Source organism: Haladaptatus rarus (genome assembly GCF_054177585.1).
This window is the reverse complement of record NZ_JBPEHG010000001.1, coordinates 623,135-639,228: the sequence shown is the minus strand read 5'-3', so window position 1 is coordinate 639,228 and position 16,094 is coordinate 623,135. Positions and strand designations below refer to the sequence as shown.

At 60.7% G+C, this 16,094-nt stretch carries 21 protein-coding genes; 8 read left to right on the top strand and 13 right to left on the bottom strand.

All coding sequences use genetic code 11. The features are described 5' to 3' along the window. Positions 1-120 precede the first annotated feature (120 nt). Complete coding sequence (locus tag ACR3FE_RS03545) at positions 121-999, top strand: hypothetical protein (protein ID WP_458205497.1); 879 nt, start codon at positions 121-123, stop codon at positions 997-999. 27 nt (positions 1,000-1,026) lie between these two features. Here the strand turns inward: ACR3FE_RS03545 and ACR3FE_RS03540 are convergent, their stop codons facing one another. Together ACR3FE_RS03540 and ACR3FE_RS03535 are read right to left on the bottom strand one after the other, a co-directional pair. Next, positions 1,027-1,608, bottom strand: a complete 582-nt coding sequence (locus ACR3FE_RS03540) for an NADPH-dependent FMN reductase (protein ID WP_458205496.1) — start codon at positions 1,606-1,608, stop codon at positions 1,027-1,029. Between the two features lie 69 nt (positions 1,609-1,677). Next, positions 1,678-2,601: an HhH-GPD family protein gene (locus tag ACR3FE_RS03535; protein WP_458206004.1), complete on the bottom strand. Its 924-nt coding sequence runs from the start codon at positions 2,599-2,601 to the stop codon at positions 1,678-1,680. 86 nt (positions 2,602-2,687) lie between these two features. Here ACR3FE_RS03535 and ACR3FE_RS03530 point away from each other — a divergent pair, with 86 nt between their 5' ends. From ACR3FE_RS03530 to ACR3FE_RS03520, 3 genes are all read left to right on the top strand, one after another. Further along, positions 2,688-2,867 carry a hypothetical protein gene (locus ACR3FE_RS03530; protein WP_458205494.1) on the top strand — a complete coding sequence of 60 codons (180 nt, stop codon included), beginning with the start codon at positions 2,688-2,690 and terminating at the stop codon, positions 2,865-2,867. 121 nt (positions 2,868-2,988) lie between these two features. Next, on the top strand, positions 2,989-3,264 hold the full coding sequence (locus ACR3FE_RS03525) for a hypothetical protein (protein ID WP_458205492.1): 276 nt from the start codon (positions 2,989-2,991) through the stop codon (positions 3,262-3,264). Between the two features lie 39 nt (positions 3,265-3,303). Then, positions 3,304-3,627, top strand: coding sequence for a ribbon-helix-helix protein (locus ACR3FE_RS03520; RefSeq protein WP_458205490.1), 324 nt, complete (start codon positions 3,304-3,306; stop codon positions 3,625-3,627). A 3-nt stretch (positions 3,628-3,630) separates the two neighbouring features. Here the strand turns inward: ACR3FE_RS03520 and ACR3FE_RS03515 are convergent, their stop codons facing one another. From ACR3FE_RS03515 to ACR3FE_RS03500, 4 genes are all read right to left on the bottom strand, one after another. Continuing rightward, positions 3,631-4,002 (bottom strand): DUF7344 domain-containing protein, encoded by a 372-nt coding sequence (locus tag ACR3FE_RS03515; RefSeq protein ID WP_458205489.1) that lies wholly within the window; start codon positions 4,000-4,002, stop codon positions 3,631-3,633. Positions 4,003-4,073: 71 nt separating this feature from the next. Next, positions 4,074-4,718 carry a helix-turn-helix domain-containing protein gene (locus tag ACR3FE_RS03510; protein ID WP_458205488.1) on the bottom strand — a complete coding sequence of 215 codons (645 nt, stop codon included), beginning with the start codon at positions 4,716-4,718 and terminating at the stop codon, positions 4,074-4,076. A gap of 31 nt (positions 4,719-4,749) precedes the next feature. Continuing rightward, positions 4,750-6,081, bottom strand: a complete 1,332-nt coding sequence (locus tag ACR3FE_RS03505) for a class-III pyridoxal-phosphate-dependent aminotransferase (protein WP_458205487.1) — start codon at positions 6,079-6,081, stop codon at positions 4,750-4,752. A gap of 47 nt (positions 6,082-6,128) precedes the next feature. Beyond that, on the bottom strand, positions 6,129-7,400 hold the full coding sequence (locus tag ACR3FE_RS03500; RefSeq protein WP_458205485.1) for an MgtC/SapB family protein: 1,272 nt from the start codon (positions 7,398-7,400) through the stop codon (positions 6,129-6,131). 93 nt (positions 7,401-7,493) lie between these two features. On the opposite strand from ACR3FE_RS03500, the gene ACR3FE_RS03495 reads away from it, so the two are divergent. Then, positions 7,494-8,750: an AI-2E family transporter gene (locus tag ACR3FE_RS03495; protein ID WP_458205483.1), complete on the top strand. Its 1,257-nt coding sequence runs from the start codon at positions 7,494-7,496 to the stop codon at positions 8,748-8,750. Between the two features lie 88 nt (positions 8,751-8,838). After that, positions 8,839-9,336 carry a cupin domain-containing protein gene (locus ACR3FE_RS03490; protein WP_458205481.1) on the top strand — a complete coding sequence of 166 codons (498 nt, stop codon included), beginning with the start codon at positions 8,839-8,841 and terminating at the stop codon, positions 9,334-9,336. Between the two features lie 142 nt (positions 9,337-9,478). Here ACR3FE_RS03490 and ACR3FE_RS03485 read toward each other — a convergent pair whose 3' ends face one another. Then, positions 9,479-9,754, bottom strand: coding sequence for a PadR family transcriptional regulator (locus ACR3FE_RS03485; RefSeq protein ID WP_458205480.1), 276 nt, complete (start codon positions 9,752-9,754; stop codon positions 9,479-9,481). A 138-nt stretch (positions 9,755-9,892) separates the two neighbouring features. On the opposite strand from ACR3FE_RS03485, the gene ACR3FE_RS03480 reads away from it, so the two are divergent. Then, positions 9,893-10,171, top strand: a complete 279-nt coding sequence (locus ACR3FE_RS03480) for an amphi-Trp domain-containing protein (protein WP_458205478.1) — start codon at positions 9,893-9,895, stop codon at positions 10,169-10,171. A gap of 431 nt (positions 10,172-10,602) precedes the next feature. On the opposite strand, the gene ACR3FE_RS03475 is transcribed toward ACR3FE_RS03480, so the two are convergent. The 3 genes from ACR3FE_RS03475 to ACR3FE_RS03465 form a co-directional block, all read right to left on the bottom strand. After that, positions 10,603-10,749 (bottom strand): hypothetical protein, encoded by a 147-nt coding sequence (locus ACR3FE_RS03475; RefSeq protein WP_458205476.1) that lies wholly within the window; start codon positions 10,747-10,749, stop codon positions 10,603-10,605. 371 nt (positions 10,750-11,120) lie between these two features. Further along, positions 11,121-12,044: a DUF1028 domain-containing protein gene (locus ACR3FE_RS03470; RefSeq protein WP_458205474.1), complete on the bottom strand. Its 924-nt coding sequence runs from the start codon at positions 12,042-12,044 to the stop codon at positions 11,121-11,123. A gap of 65 nt (positions 12,045-12,109) precedes the next feature. Continuing rightward, on the bottom strand, positions 12,110-12,475 hold the full coding sequence (locus ACR3FE_RS03465; protein WP_458206003.1) for a DUF7528 family protein: 366 nt from the start codon (positions 12,473-12,475) through the stop codon (positions 12,110-12,112). A 259-nt stretch (positions 12,476-12,734) separates the two neighbouring features. Between ACR3FE_RS03465 and ACR3FE_RS03460 the strand changes: the two genes are divergently transcribed. Then, positions 12,735-13,451: a DUF7117 family protein gene (locus tag ACR3FE_RS03460; RefSeq protein ID WP_458205472.1), complete on the top strand. Its 717-nt coding sequence runs from the start codon at positions 12,735-12,737 to the stop codon at positions 13,449-13,451. 56 nt (positions 13,452-13,507) lie between these two features. Here ACR3FE_RS03460 and ACR3FE_RS03455 read toward each other — a convergent pair whose 3' ends face one another. The 3 genes from ACR3FE_RS03455 to glyA form a co-directional block, all read right to left on the bottom strand. Continuing rightward, positions 13,508-14,401 (bottom strand): bifunctional methylenetetrahydrofolate dehydrogenase/methenyltetrahydrofolate cyclohydrolase, encoded by an 894-nt coding sequence (locus ACR3FE_RS03455; RefSeq protein WP_458205471.1) that lies wholly within the window; start codon positions 14,399-14,401, stop codon positions 13,508-13,510. Positions 14,402-14,504: 103 nt separating this feature from the next. Then, a complete protein-coding gene (locus ACR3FE_RS03450; RefSeq protein WP_458205469.1) occupies positions 14,505-14,684 on the bottom strand; it encodes a hypothetical protein in 180 nt (59 codons plus the stop codon). Between the two features lie 65 nt (positions 14,685-14,749). Further along, entirely contained in the window at positions 14,750-15,997 is a 1,248-nt protein-coding gene (glyA, locus tag ACR3FE_RS03445; RefSeq protein ID WP_458205467.1) for a serine hydroxymethyltransferase, read from the bottom strand. Positions 15,998-16,094 lie beyond the last annotated feature (97 nt).

Here is a 16,094-nt window from a genome sequence, read left to right as displayed (position 1 = left end):
TGCGAACGAGGAGTCGGGATGATATTCGGACGAACGATCACTCGAACGTAACCTCCTTTCCGATAGCTCCGGAATCATCACGAACGAAAGGTATATCGCCGAACGTCAGGGTTCTGATGTATGGTGCTGGTAGAGCGAGATCGTCCGCCTGTCGAACGAACCACTGTGTCGCAAGCGTGGAACCGATACGGGAGGAAAACCCTCGTTTTCGATGTCGCGTTGCTCTCGCTCGTCCCAACCATCCTGGTTCTGATACACTATCTCACCTCGCAACCTTTGCAGAACTCGCTCGCGTTGAACCACCGAAACGTCGAATGGTACACGCTCTGGACACACGTGTACGTTCACCAACCACTGCCGAACGACGGCCATCTCGTCGGGAACGTGCGAAGTTACCTGTTGGTCGCCTCGCTCGGATGGCTGCTCTCGGTTGTTCGGTCTCGCCGTCGCCAGTTCTGGGGTGCGACCTGTTTCTTTCTCCTCGTCGCCCCACCGCTGATAGCCGGATTCAGCTATCTCGTTCTGGATATCGTCATCGGTGTCGCTCCACGGTTCGACCGTGGATTCTCCGGTATCGTCGGCGCGTTCGGTGGCTATCTACTGCTCACCGTCCTCGGATACGTCGAAGCGAACTTCGAAACGCGCGATACGTACTATCTCGCCGGGCTGTTCCTCATCCTGGTTGCAGGTGGCTTCGGAGCCACTCGAACCGGCACCCTCGGCGTCGTTTTCATCCTTTCGGCTGTTCTCCTGACGCTCGGGTTCTTGCTCGGCGTGTACAACGGAGCGATTTCGGATGGAACGGAGATATTCGATTGGGGACGAAACGAACCGGCGACCGGTCTGCTCGTCTGTGCGGGACTGTTCGCTTCCGCCCTCACGATCGTCGGCTCGTTCCCTGCGGAGACGGTTCGAAACGGTGGTTTCGTGAACATCTTCGCACACGCGGCAGGGATATTCGTCGGATTCGTCGGTGCGTCCCTCCCCGTCGAACGGTAGGGTCGAGCAGTCGAACGGCACCCGACCCTAGTCCACCGCGCCGACGTTCTCCTCGCTCTCGAAGCTCGCCGGACACGGTTCGATCTTGGCGTATCGAACCGTCTGCCGTCCGAGTGCCACGACCCGGTTTTCCAGTTCCTCGTCAGTGAACTCGCCGTTCATCACCGCGCTGTGTGACCGCGGCACGGCGGCCTCGTAGGGGAGCACCCACGCGTCTAGCGACCGGCAGACAGACCGCAGGTGGTCCATCGCGGTGATCGGAAAGCGCCCACCTGCGACCGCGAGCAGGCCGACCGTCTTGTGCTCGAACTCGTCGAAACCACAGTAGTCGAGGGCAGTCTTCAGCACCGAAGAGTACGACCCGTGGTACATCGGCGTCCCGAGGATGACAGCGTCCGCCTCGCGCACGCGACGTTTCAGTTCAGGGGCGTCCCCTGTCTCTCGAACGTCCGGGTCGAACAGCGGAAGGTCGAACTCGCGCAGATCGAGGAGTTCGCCGGTTCCGCCCGCTTCCTCGACACCTGCGAGGGCGTGTTCGAGCGAAAATCGAGTGGTGCTCTCGTCCCCGAGACTGCCGCAGATTGCGACGACGTGTGGCTGGCCGGTCATGGAGAACGATAGGGCTGAGAAGACGAAATAGATTGTAGTCGTTCTTCACTGCGAGGTTTTTCGAGCTATCTACCGCTTTAGCCCCACGATCCATTCCCCACCTTCGTCGTCCTCCTCGTTCCCCATCTCCACTAACCCATCGTCTGCCAGATCAGAGCACAGTTCACGAAGCCACTCCTCACCATGTTCTCCGCCGTAGTCCACCCTGATTCTGGGCCCGAGTTTCGAGAGGGGGAGTTCGTCGTACTCTCTGAGCACCGAGACGACGCGCCCGCGGAACTGCCTGCGCGAGCCGTCGAATTTCGGTTGCGTGGGTACGTCGGGCGCGGTGAAGTCACCCACTTCGTAGGCGTGACACCACTCGCGCCAGGGACACCCCGCCGCGTCACAGGCGGGCGTCTTCTCGCAGGCGACGCCGCCAAGTTCCATGATGGCGTTGTTCCAGACACGCGATTCGCCCTCGGGCATGAGCTCGCTCGCGGCCTCCTCGAAGGCTGTGTCGTCGTCCGGCACGTCGAACGCCCGGTAGAGGACGCGTTTGACGTTCGTGTCCACCACAGCGTTGCCAGTATTGAACGCGAAGGAAGCGACCGCGTTCGCGGTGTACGGGCCGACACCCTGCAAGTTCTTGAGTTCCTCGGGTGCCTCGGGGAACTGGCCGTCGTACTCGGTGGTGACTTGCTTTGCGGCTTCGTGGAGATATTTCGCGCGATTGTTGTAGCCGAGGCTGTGACTCGTCCAGAAGCCGACCACGTCGGAGCGGTCGGCTTCCGCGAGGGCGGTGGCGGTCGGCCAGTGGTCGAGGAACGCTTCCCACGCCTGGACGACGCGCCCGAGTTGCGTCTGCTGGCTCATCACCTCGGAGACGAGGATGGTGTAGGGGTCGTCCGTCTCGCGCCACGGGAACGACCGGTGGTCGTCCTCGTACCACGAGACCAGAGCATCACGTACTGCGTCGGAATCGTCCGGCAGCGACCACGCCGTATCGGTCATCATCGGCGTTTTGGTCGGGGTCGGTTTACCGATAGCGGTTCGCAGACGACGAGAAAACTTATTCCCGTCTGCCGAGTGCCCAGTCTATGCGCCCACGAACGTTCGTCCTCCTCGGTGCCGCCTTCGCTCTCGGGCCGTACGCCATCCCGTTCTACCTGCGTGCTGGCCCGTGGCTCTGGTTCACATCGGGGCTAGCCTGTCTTGGCTACGCGCTGGTGTTGACGGTCACCGACCGCAACGCTCCTTCGCTTGCCTCTGCCGAATGACCTGCCGTGAAGCAGGCCAGGGTCACGGCCACTGGCTGCACTGTTCGCCTAGTGATACCGAATGACGTACCGAATTCGATAACCTGAAGGCTTATTGTACGGTCGTCGCAATCCTTCGAGGATGCACGTACAGCCCTCCACGCTGATTCTCATCGGCGTCGTGATCATCGTTGCCCCGATTGCGCCGCTCGTCTTCGCGCGCAATCCCGCAGCGTGGTTCACGTTGGGTGGAGCGTTCGTCCTTGCCGGGCTGGGGATGGCGCTCCACCGACGCCGGGGTGGTCGGTCGGCGCGCGAGTCGAGTCCGGAATCTCAGCATTTCATCGTCTGCCCGCACTGTGACGTTCGCAACTACGCCAGCAGGGACGAATGCAGATACTGCGGCGAGGAGTTCTAGAGCGAAAGCGGTATGCCGACGCCGTCCGACTTCCCGGCCATGAGTTTAGACGACCTGACGGACGACGTCGAAGCCGCCTACTCCACCCTCGACGAGGAACTCGCCGTGTCCCTCGACCGCCAGACGCGCAACGAACTCGCCATGCTCAGTGCCGCGCTCGACCCCGACGACCCCGACGAACTCGTTCGGCGCGCTATCCACACGCTGTTCCAATCGACGGTTGAGCGCGGAAACCTCGATTTCCACCTTCGAGGAACCTACGACGTGACATACGACGAGTATCTCTCCGGGATGACGTTCGAGGAGATGACGGGAGCAGATCAGTTCCCCCAGCGCGACGACGAGCGACGATATCAGTTCTGACCACTACTCGACCGTCAACGAAACCATCCCGTTCCGACGCCACTCGATGAGGTCGGTGTCGTCGAGCTTGGGAAGGTGGGTGTGGTGTAGGGCGATCCGAGCGCTCCGTCGGTCGGGTTCGACATCGGTCGTGACGAGATGCTCGGTCAGTTCGGGGACGCTTACTCGTCCACCGGTACTATCGAGATAAGCGAGTACGGCCTGTCGCGACTCGTTCGCCAGAGCCGCGTGGAGTTCCGGCGGCACGTCGAGAAGGGTTTCCAGTCCGTTCGTCTGTACCGCATCGTGAAACGACGATTTATCTGGATTCGACGCGGCGGCTTCGTTGGTGTTCGACGCGGTTGTCTCGTTGTTGGATGGCAATCGATTCCCCATTGGTTGTCGTCTGTCACAAGCAGTGTGTTCCGGATAGTGGTAGTGCCTGTTATTACAGACATTCTTATATTCTACTCGTCAACGTCGAAGAGCACGGTTCGAAGGACGTTCCCAGCAGCGCGACGGACACGCTCCGAGAGTGCCTGCTGTGAGATATCGAACTCGTCGGCGAGGTCACCCAGCGTCACGCCCCGAGGAACGTCGAAGTAGCCGCGTTCGACGGCGAGCACCAGCGCCTCTCGCTGTTCGTCCGTCAACCCGAACTCCTGATGGTCTACGTCCGTATCCGTCAACACTCGGTCGAGGCGATACTGGATATCGTGGTCGTCGCAGTAGTCATTGAAATCGGAGAGATCTTCGTGGTCGTCGAATCGAAGGCGGAAGCGCCACTCGTCGTTGCTGTGCGCTTCGAGGATGGTTGCACCGACCGCCACGATACCGTGGATGAAACTCTCCACCTCCGACCCCCACTCTGCTCGGTAGAGTATCCGGTCGCCGACCTGGTCGAGCAGGACGAGATTTTCGACGTGTGGACTCGTCTCTACTTCTCGCTCGAACGACTCGAACTCGGTGCCGGTGGCCCAGAAGAACGGAAGTACCTGTTGTGACGCGGGGACGACGCGTTCCAGTTCGACGTGAACGTCCGTGTCGGTGAGCAACGCTGTGCCGAGAGCGAACTGTTCTCCGGAGATAGTCAGGTCAGCCGTGACGCTCATGCAATCTAAACGCCACGAACGGGTATAGCGTCTACGCCGCGTCCTCGATGGCGTCGAGAAGGAGGTTGATACCGAGGTCGATCTCGCGTTCGGTCACGTCGAGTGGCGGGAGGATACGGAGGGTCTTGTAGCCACAGCCGAGCGTGAGCAGGCCACGCGAGAGGGCGGTGTCCACGACCGCCTCGCGGCGATCTTTCGTGTCGAACTCGACGGCGAGCATCAGACCGCGACCGCGCACGTCTACGACGGGTTCGGGGTCTGCATCTTCGATGATCTCTCGGGCCTGCCGACCGCGTTCGGCGACGTTCGAGAGCAGGTCGTGCTCCTGGATGGCGTCGATGGTGAGCACACCTTGAAGCGAGGAGAGGATGTCGCCAGCGCCCCACGTCGAGGAGAGTCGGCCCTTCTCCTCGGGGAACGTCTCCGAACAGGAGATGGTCGCGCCGACACGGAGCGCCTTCGCGCTGGTGATGACGTCGGGTTCGAGGTCGAGGTGGTCGATTGCCCACATCTCACCCGTGCGACCCAGGCCGGACTGGATCTCGTCGGCAATGACCTTGATGTCGAATCGCTCCCGTATCTCGGCGACGTCGGCGACGAAATCGTCGTTCGGGACGCGGTAGCCCCCTTCGCCCTGAACGGGTTCGAGGATGAGGTAGGAGACCTCTTCGGGAGCGACGATGCCTTGCTCGGGGTCGAGTTTGTCGGCGATGACGTTGCCACCCGGTCCGTTCGTCTTCCAGCCACACTCACATTCGCCCTCACAGGAGCAGTAGGGGACGCTCACGATTCCCGGAATCTCGGGGTAGCTCTTTCGGTGGGCGACTTTCGAGCGATTGAGCGAAAGTGCACCGAGCGTACGACCGTGGAACGCGCCGTCGAAGTTGAACGCACGGTGACCGCCGTGGGCGTAACAGATCTTGATGGCGTTCTCGACGGCTTCAGCACCGGAGTTCGACAGGAAGATCGTGTCCATGTCGTAGTGGCTGGTGATGTCGATGAGTCGATCCATCAACTGCGACGGGCCGGGGAACTCGGGGTCTTCCGGCGGCCAGCCTCCAGATGCGTAGAAGTCCTGTCCCGCGATCTTCGTCGGATCGACGAGATCTAACTCGCCGAGTTTGTCCATCACTTTGGGGTTGTTGTAGCCGAGCGGGGCGGCAGCGACGTGGCTCGTGAAATCGAGGAGAACGTTTCCGTCGACGTCAGTACAGAACGGTCCTTCCGCATCTTCGGTGATATCCCAGACGAAATCGTAGACGTAGGTGGTCGGTGCAGCGAACTGGTGGTGGTAGTCAGCCCATTGTCGAGCTTTCTTGCCGGGCATCTCCTGAACCCGTGGTTCCGCCGTGTCGCGGTTCATGCACCCGCGTACGGAAAGCCCCATTTTAAAAAGTTCGTTGTGCAGATTTAGACAACTGCGACGATGGCAGCGATCGCCGACCCCGCGAGCAACACCGTACTCCAGACGGCCACCCGATAGGCGAACTTCCGGTTCGGGGCCGAGATGGTCAACGCGGCCTTCACCATGATGCTCGACGCAGTGGCGAGCAGGATGCCGAACACGGCGGTCTGCTGGCTCAGGTTCCCACCGACGTAAAGTGTGACTGCCGAGGCGGTCACGCCAGCACTGGAAACCAACCCCGACAGCAGGGCCGTGATGTAGAACCCAGTCTGGCCGAACTGACTCTTCGCCACCGCACCACCGACCACGACGAGCAGGAAGATGACGCCGAATCCGAGCACGTTTTGGAGCGAGAACGGACTGTCCAGGTCGATGTCCATCTTCTGTGACCAGTCGGCGGAGTAGGCCGCGATGGCGACGCTTCCGACGATGATGGTTCCGAGCGGGAGGATAGCGCCGTACAGCGTCTTGTCCGGATCCCCGATGGTAAACGCCAGTGCGATGACGAGGTTGCGGAGCGCCATCGCCGCATCTGCGAGCAAGATGGCCGCCACGCCGTAGGAAGCCGCTTCCGGGCGCTGGCGGACGTGGTCGAGCATGGTTCCGACGACGGCCGTCGAGGAGGCCAGTCCGCCGAAGAAGCCCGTCACGGCGATACCACGACCGCCGTATATCTCGACGACGGCGTAGTTTGCGATGCCGATGCCCGCGACGGTGACGACCATCAGCCAGATGAGACGGGGACTGACGGTGATTCCCCCGAGTGCGACTTCGCCCGGTGGCAAGAGCGGATAGATGACGAACGCGAGTATGGCGAACTCCGCCGCAGAACGCAGTTCTTCTCGTGAGAGTCCCCACGCGAAGCTATGGAGTTCTCGTTTCAGCACGAGCAGGAGCGACGAGACGACGGCGACGGTGACGCCGACGAGGATGAGTCCCTCCGCGACCAACACGCCGACGCCGAACGTCACGAGCATCGAGACGGACGTGGTGAGCGAGAGTCCGGTATCTTCGTCGTCGTCCATCAACCCCTGCACGGCGAGAAGGATTCCCTGGACGATGACGAGAAGGCCCCCCAGGGCGAGTAGCACGTCTTTGTCGATGATGGTGAACGCCGCACCCAGGAGACTGATGAGCGTGAACGTTCGGATTCCGGCTGATTTCTGCGACCACTCACGCTCCAGTCCGAGGAAGAGACCGAGTGCTCCTGCGATGGCGATCCTGACGACTTCGCTGTCCAACGTCGCCGTCGCGAACACGTCTTCGAATCCAGGCACTCCCCGAACTACGACCCCACCTGCCTAAAAGGGTTGTTGCTACAGCGGTGGCGTGCGCGAAATCTTTATGCGCTCCGGGCAAACTTCCCTCGTATGGGCAGCCGATGGAATATTGACAAATCCCGTGCCGCATGGTGGGCCGCAGGTGGGGTGCTGGGTCTCGCGACGCTCTTCGTCATCTACTCGTTCATCGGAACGTTCGTCTTCGGTCTCTTCCTCTACTACGCGACCAGACCGGTGTACCGTCGGCTCAGGCGGGTCGTTCGGCCACCGAGTCTCGCTGCAGCCGTCGCGCTGCTGGCGCTCGCACTCCCCGCCATCCTGCTCGTCGTCTACACCTTGGCCATCGGGCTGCAAGAGCTCTCGACGGTGGTACAGAACACGCCCGTCGAGTCGCTTCCGGAGTCGGTTCGTCAGTACGCGAACGTCTCCACGGTCGCACAGCATCCCGAGCAGTTCCTGATGAACGGAAACAACACGAAGATCATCGAGGAGGCGTTCGGCTCGACGCTCAAGTACGTCGGCTTCGTCGGGACTGCTGCGCTCCATCTGTTCGTGATGATCGCCATCGCGTTCTACCTCCTCCGCGACGACCACAAACTCTCGCGGTGGTTCCGCCGGACGTTCGGGGACACCGAGGGCGTCCTCGAAGCGTACGTCCAGCGCGTCGATACCGACTTCAACAGCATCTTCTTCGGGAACATCCTGAACGCATTTTTGACGGGCACGATCGGTGCGATCTCCTATAACGTCATCAACATGGTCGCCCCACCCGGACTGGCCATCCCGTATCCGACGGTCGTGGGGCTATTGACAGGTGTCGCCAGCCTCATTCCCGTCGTCGGGATGAAACTCGTCTACTTCCCGGTTACTGCGGTCATCGGCGTCGACGCGCTGATGATGCGCGATCCCGGTGTACTGTGGTTCCCGGCGGTGTTCGCCCTCGTCTCGTTCGTCATCGTCGATTCGATTCCCGACCTCGTCTTACGCCCCTACGTCTCCGGGCGGAACCTCCACGTCGGGATGGTGATGTTCGCGTACATCTTCGGCCCGTTGCTGTTCGGCTGGTACGGTATCTTCCTCGGGCCGATGTTGCTCGTCCTCGTCGTCCACTTCGTGGAAGTCGTCCTGCCGGAACTCATCGCGGGCAAACCGATCCAGCCGTGGGCAGTCGATCCGACCTACCTGCAGGGTGGGCAGTCCATCCCACAGCCACCGCGTGATCCGGTGGAATCGGCGGATATCGGTACTACGGGGATGGAAACCACCGAGACAGGGACCGACGAATCCGACGTGGCGGACGAACCGCCGGAGATGACGCCGACAGACGGCGACGAATCGGACGACTGATGGCGCCTCGGCCCATCGCGGGTCTGCGATTCGGCGCACTCTGATCACTCAGCGTACCATTATCTCGGTCGAGAACTTCCTGTCCGGTATGGGGAAAGTCAGCGAAGGTTCACTCGACTGGACGACGCTCGAACGTGGCGAGACGGTCTTCAAACGAAAGGAATTGGGTGAGGCAGCAGACGGCCACCGACTCGGCTGTAGTCTGTACGAGATTCCACCGGGCCGACGGTCGTGGCCCTATCACTATCACACGCGGAACGAGGAGGCGATCTTCGTCCTCTCGGGGTCGGGACGCCTCCGACTCGACGGCGAGATGCTGTCGCTGACCGAGGGTGACTACGTCGCTCTGCCCGCCGACGAGAGTGGTGCCCATCGGGTCATCAACGACTCTGACGAGCCACTGACGTATCTCGCTGTTTCGACGATGGACGACCCGGAGGTGACGGTGTATCCCGACTCGGAGAAATTCGGAGTGTTCGTCGGGTCGCCACCGGGCGGGCGTGACGATCGAAGCCTCCACGGCTACTACCACCGCGACGATTCCGTGGACTACTGGGCCGGGGAAGAAGAGACCGGCAGCGAATAGAACAGCTATTCAGAACGTGAAAGACGGGTGGCGTGGCGATATCGGTGGAGAGAAACGAAAAGCACGAAGCTGGTGACCCGACGAGAGCGTTCACTGCGTGACACTGACGGCAACGGCTTTCGAGCGCCGACGGCGCTTCGTTTCAGTGCTCGACGAACTGTTGTTCCCACTTCCTGCGCGCTTCGATCTCTGATTCTCCGTCGTCGGTGAGCGCGTAGTAGTTCGTCCGCTGGTCGCGTTCACCCTTCTCGACCATCCCTGCATCGACCAGCGTGTCGAGGTTGGGATACAACCGCCCATGGTGGACGTCCACGTCGTAATACTTCTCCAGGTCTTCTTTGATAGCCAGTCCATGCGGCTCGCCGTGGCCAGCGATAACATACAGAATATCTCGCTGGAATCCCGTCAACTCGTGCATCGTCGATATCGCCGATATGTATATGAATAAAATAAATATATCTGTTCACTCAATTCGGGATTGGATTTCAATCGTTGTCACGTCACCGTTGGGCACGGTGGGATTGCACTTATGACCATGGGCGACCTCTGTAGATGTATGCCAGAAGAAGTGCTCTTCGAGACCGAAACGACCCAGAGCCGAAGCGATATCGCCGCCTACCTCCGGACCGTCGCGGACAAACTCGATAGCGGCGAGCCGATCACCCTGAATGCGGGGAGCCAGTCGGTCACGCTCGACCCGCCGACCCGTCCGGTGTTCGAAGTGAAAGCCGAGCGCGAAACGTCGGCGACCGGTCGAGCCGAGACGAGCGTCGAGTTCGAACTCGAATGGAAAGAGGGCGAAGACGGCAGTAGCGGGTCGCTGGAGATCGAATAACGATCTGAAACGCTGCGACGTAGTGATTTTTCGCTGATCGTGGTTCAGACCTGTGAGTCGATACTGTCGAGAGATGTGTCGGTAGTATCGAGTAAAGAGGCGTGAGTGGAGAGGTGTCGAGCGGTGGGTTGTAGGTAAGGCTGTCGAGAGGCGTATCAGCAGTATCGAATGGCGAATCTGTGGTTCGAAATGCAGAGTCGGTACTCTCCCGTCGTTAGTTATCTGCAGTAGAGAGTGCTGTCGCTCGGTGATTAGCTTCGAAAGGAAAGCGGAACACGCGGGGGTGAAAAGACCCCGCGAACCGCTTGCCGCCCTGAATTGGTCCCCGCTGACGCTTCGGCCCTCCAAAGCGAAGCGTCACTTGCAACAATACGGTGTAATAACTTAAAGGTAACGATTTCCATGAGGGTGGGAAACATATCTGAAGAAAGTCATATGTGCTCCTCTTCAAGCACCCACCCCAACGCCCGCTTGTAATATGTGAACATCTGGCGGACGCTTTCGTGGTTCATCTCGTCGCTGTCTAGGTGTTCTTTGAGGAACTCGTACTGTTCGCGGATCTCCTCTTCGTCTCTCATATGGAATCAATTTAAGTTCGTGTGGGTTATCAGTGTCGGCGTCTACGAGACGGCGTTTTTGTACGTTTATATACTGCTCGTCGTGCTTTTGATCAGTATATTTAGTACAAAATAGTATGTTTCAGTGCATTTCAGTACATGACCATGTGAACGTCGTGGGCTAGAACGGTTGTGGTCGCTCACTTCGAAAGTACGAAAAGCGCGCTAACTCGTCCGAGCGATTCCCTGGTGTCCTCGTGAGCAACGCGAGCGAGGTGAGGTGCGAAGCGCGGGACGCGAGGATAGCCCACGAGGGCTTTCTGGGACAACGTGATTGCGGTCTTCACTCGATGAAGGTGTGAGAAGACGTCGAAGAGATCTGCTTCTAGCCGTCACTTCCGTTCGAGCCGCGACAACCCGTGCCAGATGGCATCGACCATACGCGCTTCACCGTCGCCGTCGGCGTCGTCCCACCCACGGGCCAGCGCGTCCTCCAGCACGGCCAACGAGTGGTTCTCGAAGTTGTTCACCCCGCGGAAATCTTCGAGGGCGTCGCGTTCTTCGTCGCCGAAGCTCTCAGTGGGCGTTCCGTCGAAGAAATTGAGGTCGGCGAGCGTCTCGGCGACCGCTTCGGCGGTTGCCCCCGATAACTCGCTGGTCTCCTCCGGTTCCGCACGTTCGAGGAGCGTCACGTCGTAGATCTTGAACACCCGCTCTAACTCGTCGATGGGGGTTTCGTGGTCGTCTACGCGTACGTCCACCCAGCGGTCGTTGCGGCCGTCGTACCCGCCCTCTGGTTTGACGACGTACAGTGCCGCGCTCTGTTCGCCGCGTTTGTCGCCGCCCGCTTCGTTGCCCGCGTGGAGTGCGGCGATGAGTCGCTCCGGAAGCCCACCCTCGGTCTCCTCGAACGTCTCGGCCATCGCCTCTATCGTCTCGCGGTTCTCCAGGATGTTCCCCTGGACGGTATAGTGGTCGCCCTGGATGTCGCCCGCGTAGTCGAAACATTCGTCGCCGGTGAACGCGGCGACCGAGTCGTCCTGCCCGACGACGCCGAGCTGGCGCGATTCGAACTCGGGGTCGGCTCCGGTTAGTTCCATCACGACTTTGTCGGCGGGGCGTCCCGACCGAAGTAGGTCGAGACCGTCCGGCCCGTAGGCGACGTTGGCGAAGCTCTGCGTGGCGATGGCACCCGCGTCTGCGCTGGCGAACGGGACGACGGAGCCGACGCTGACGAATTTCGACTGGACGGCGATGCCGACAGCGTTCTGCTCGGGGTCTCGCGCGACGATGGAGAACGTCGAGGGACGTGGCATACGCGGGACGAGGCAGTCCACCCCGAAAAGCGTTCACCTCGACGGTTCTCGTTCCCGCTTCGATGTCACCCCTTCCGCGCCGTGAGCGGTTGGCGCGAGACCAGTTCACAGTCGAATCCGGGGTGTTCCGCGAAGTGGTGGACGAGCATGTGTCGTCGCCCACCGGTCAATCCGCGTTCGCCCACCTCGTCGGCGGTGAACTCCGCCGGAAGCCGGTCGTACAGTCGGGCCAGCATCTCGAATCGCTCGAACACCTTCCGGTGGCCAGCCGAGTCCGCACCTCTGCGCGAGACGACGTAGCTCCCGTCCTCGCGGTGTTCGCCGACCGTGTTGAAAAACTCCCGGCGCTCCGTCAGTGCCCGACCGAGAGCGTCTCGCAACTGGTTGGCCTCACGTCTGGTGAGTTCGTGCGTCTCGCCGAAGATGTCCACCGAGACGCCGTTATCCGTGCTCGAATCCGAGACTGGCGTCTGGTCGGGAATGGGCGCGCTCTCAGAATGGGTTGCACTACACGTGGTCGAGAATTTCTCGACCAGTCGCATCGAAGCGACTTACTCTATCCTCCGCCGTCGATGTCGAATCAGGTGACGACATACCTGTTTTTTGTTGGACATCCCTCATAAACCTGTCCGTCGTTCTTCCCGGCCCCCGTTCACGAGAGTTTTCACTTCGGCACTCCAAGTGAGGAACATGAAAGTTCGTGGAACCCGCGAGTGTCAGGACTGTGGGGCGCAGTGGTCGTACTACGAGACGGGGAGCGTCGCCTGCCCGGAGTGTGGCAGCATGCGAAGCGTCGGCGTCGAAGAAGATCGCGTCCAGCACACGGATAGTGCCGCGACGCTCGAACTGGCCGAAGCACGCGAGGCGATGGATGCCCGACCGCTCCGAGAGGTCGCCGACCTCGCAGAAGATGCAGCACGCGAGTACGTCAGAAAACGTGGGTTCATCAAGGGTGGCGAACTTCGCCTACTGGACGACACCTACCTCGCAGCACAGGAACTCCGCCACGTCGCCGACGTGGTGGGTCGCGCGTTCGACGTGACCGACGACGAGGAGATCTACTTCGTCTCCCTCCTTCGGGGGGCCGACGAGGGAGAACGTCCCGCCTCCACAGACGTCCCCAAGTCCATGTACGACGTTCGGGGCCTCGCCTACTCGGAGGCGCTCTCCGACTACCACCGTGACATGAACGAGTGGGTCAGAGAACACGACGTGGACAGGGAAGGACGAAAAACGCTCGAAACGCTGGGCGAACACATCCGTCGTGCCCGCGCACTCGAACGTGGTCTCGACATCGACACGGCAGATGGCCTCGTCTCGTCAGCCCGTAATCTCGCCCGGTACCTCCGGGACGGCGACGAAGAGGCACTCATCAGCACGCGGGAGACGCTCTCCCGACTGGGGTAGGGTTCCAACTCTGGTTGATTCGGACTGAAGGAGGTTTCAGTTACGATGGGTTCCTGTTACGGCAGTTCGACCTCGACTTCCTCTTGCTGACCGGCGGCTTTCACGGTGTTGTAAAGTAACATCGCGCGAGTCATCGGCCCGACGCCGCCGGGGACCGGTGTGATCGCTCCTGCTTTCTCTTTCGCGCTCTCGAATTCCACGTCGCCGACGAGTTCGTACCCCTTTTCTGTGTCCGCATCGACGCGATTGACGCCGACGTCGATGACGGTCACACCCTCGGAGAGCATCGACCCGTCGATGAGTTCGGGAACGCCACAGGCTGCGATGACGATGTCCGCTGCGCGTGTCTTCGCGGCGAGATCGGCGGTGCGGGAGTGACAGACCGTCACGGTCGCGTTGCCACCGTCCGCCTTCTGGATGAGCAGGTTGGCGAGGGGTTTACCGACGATGTTCGACCGGCCGACGATGACCACGTCCTTCCCTTCCGGGTCGACGTCCACCCAAGCCAGCAGTTTCTGAACGCCGTGGGGCGTACAGGGTTTGAAACGCGCGTCTCCGGCGACGAGCATCCCGACGTTTTCGGGGTGGAAGCCATCCACGTCTTTCATTGGGTCGATGGCTCGGATGACGCGGCGAGAATCGACGTGGTCGGGGACGGGCATCTGGACGAGCATCCCGTGAACGTCGGGGTCGTCGTTCAGATCGTCGATGGTGTCGTACAGCTCTTCGGCAGGCGCGTCGGGGTCGATCTCGACGTGGATACCTTCGATACCGACCTCCTCACAGTCGCGCTGTTTCATCGAGACGTAGGTCTCACTCGCAGGGTCGTCGCTCATGAGCACCGTCGCCAGTCCGGGTGTTACGCCCGCATCTTCCAACGTCTCGATGCTCGCTCCGAGGTCGGCTCGAATCTGCTCGGCGACTGCCTTCCCGTCGATGATGTCTACCATTGGTGAGTCGTGGGTTTCGAAGCCCCTTCAACATTCGGGTTCGTGCTCATTTCGAGAATTCACAAGACGATTCTATACATATGGGTGTATATCTCGGCAGAACCTACTCGGTATCCCGACTCGATTGTATTCGGTCTATCTGCTCGCGCGGGTGGAACTGATTCGCGGTTTCGGTCTGGATTCGTATCCACCCCGGATAGATGGCGACACGGACGTCGGTGAGCGTTCGGCCATCGGTGAAGACGATATCGGCGTTCGTGAAACCGGCTAACTGTTCTAGCATAGTTCGAACTCCAATCGTGAGCAGTTACGTCTACCGTGTTCCGCGAGAAAAAAGGGTCGTGGACGTTACTCGTACAGCGGGTTCGCGTCACAGAGGTTCTGGACTCGCTCTGCAACCTCCGCCTTCACGTCTTCGTCATCTAGATGGTTCACTGTGCGCGCGATGAGGTCGCCGACGACCGTGATATCCTCGGTGTCGAAGCCCCGCGTCGTGAGTGCAGGTGTCCCTGCGCGGATTCCGCTGGTGACGAACGGCGAGCGCGTCTCACCTGGGACGGTGTTCGCGTTGAGGACGATCCCGACCTCTTCGAGTGCTTCCTCCGCATCCTTGCCGGTCACGTCTTCGTGCGATTCGCGCAGATCCACGAGCACGAGATGGGTGTCCGTGCCGCCGGAGACGAGACTGAAGCCGTGATCCTGGAGCGTTTCACCGAGAACTTTCGCGTTCTCGACGGTCTGGGCGACGTACTCGTCGAACTCCGGTTCGAGTGCTTCCTTGAAGCCAACAGCTTTGCCAGCGACGTTGTGCATGAGGGGACCACCCTGCATTCCGGGGATGACGGCAGAATCGACGGCGTCTGCGTGCTCTTCGTCGCACATGATGATGCCACCACGACCCGAACGGATCGTCTTGTGGGTGGAACCCGTGACGAAGTCGGTGATGCCGACCGGCGAGGGGTGTTCGCCCGCTGCGACGAGGCCAGTGATGTGTGCGATGTCCGCGAGGTGGTACGCGCCAACTTCGTCGGCAGCCTCCTGGATCCGCTCCCATTCGACCTGCCGGGGGTAGGCGGAGTAGCCGGAGACGATGATGTCTGGTTCGAACTCGACAGCGTGGTCGTACAGCGTGTCGTAGTCGAGATAGCCCGTCTCGGCGTCCACCTTGTACTGCTCGACTTCGTACAGCTTTCCGGCGAAGTTGACGTGGTGACCGTGACTCAGGTGGCCACCGTGGGTCAGGTCGAGCGAGAGGATCTTATCGCCCGGTTCGAGCGCCGCGAGGTAGACACCCATGTTCGCCTGCGAACCGCTGTGTGGTTGGACGTTGACGTGCTCTGCGCCCCAGAGTTCCTTCGCGCGCTCGATGGCGAGTTCTTCGACAGTGTCGATATGCTCACAACCGCCGTAGTATCGCTCGCCGGGATACCCCTCTGCGTACTTGTTCGTCAGTGTGCTTCCCTGTGCTTCGAGTATTGCTTCACTGACGAAGTTCTCGCTTGCGATCATCTCCAGCGTGTCGCGTTCGCGTTCGACTTCGGCTTCGAGTGCGTCGGCGACTTCCGGATCGACCGCCCGAACGTGGTCGTACTCCATGTGCAAATCCCGGTCACCACGGCCTATAAGTTTACCTTTCGGACAGCACGCTTCACTCCCCCCGATAGAAATATAAACTAACAGTGAGTTAACGATT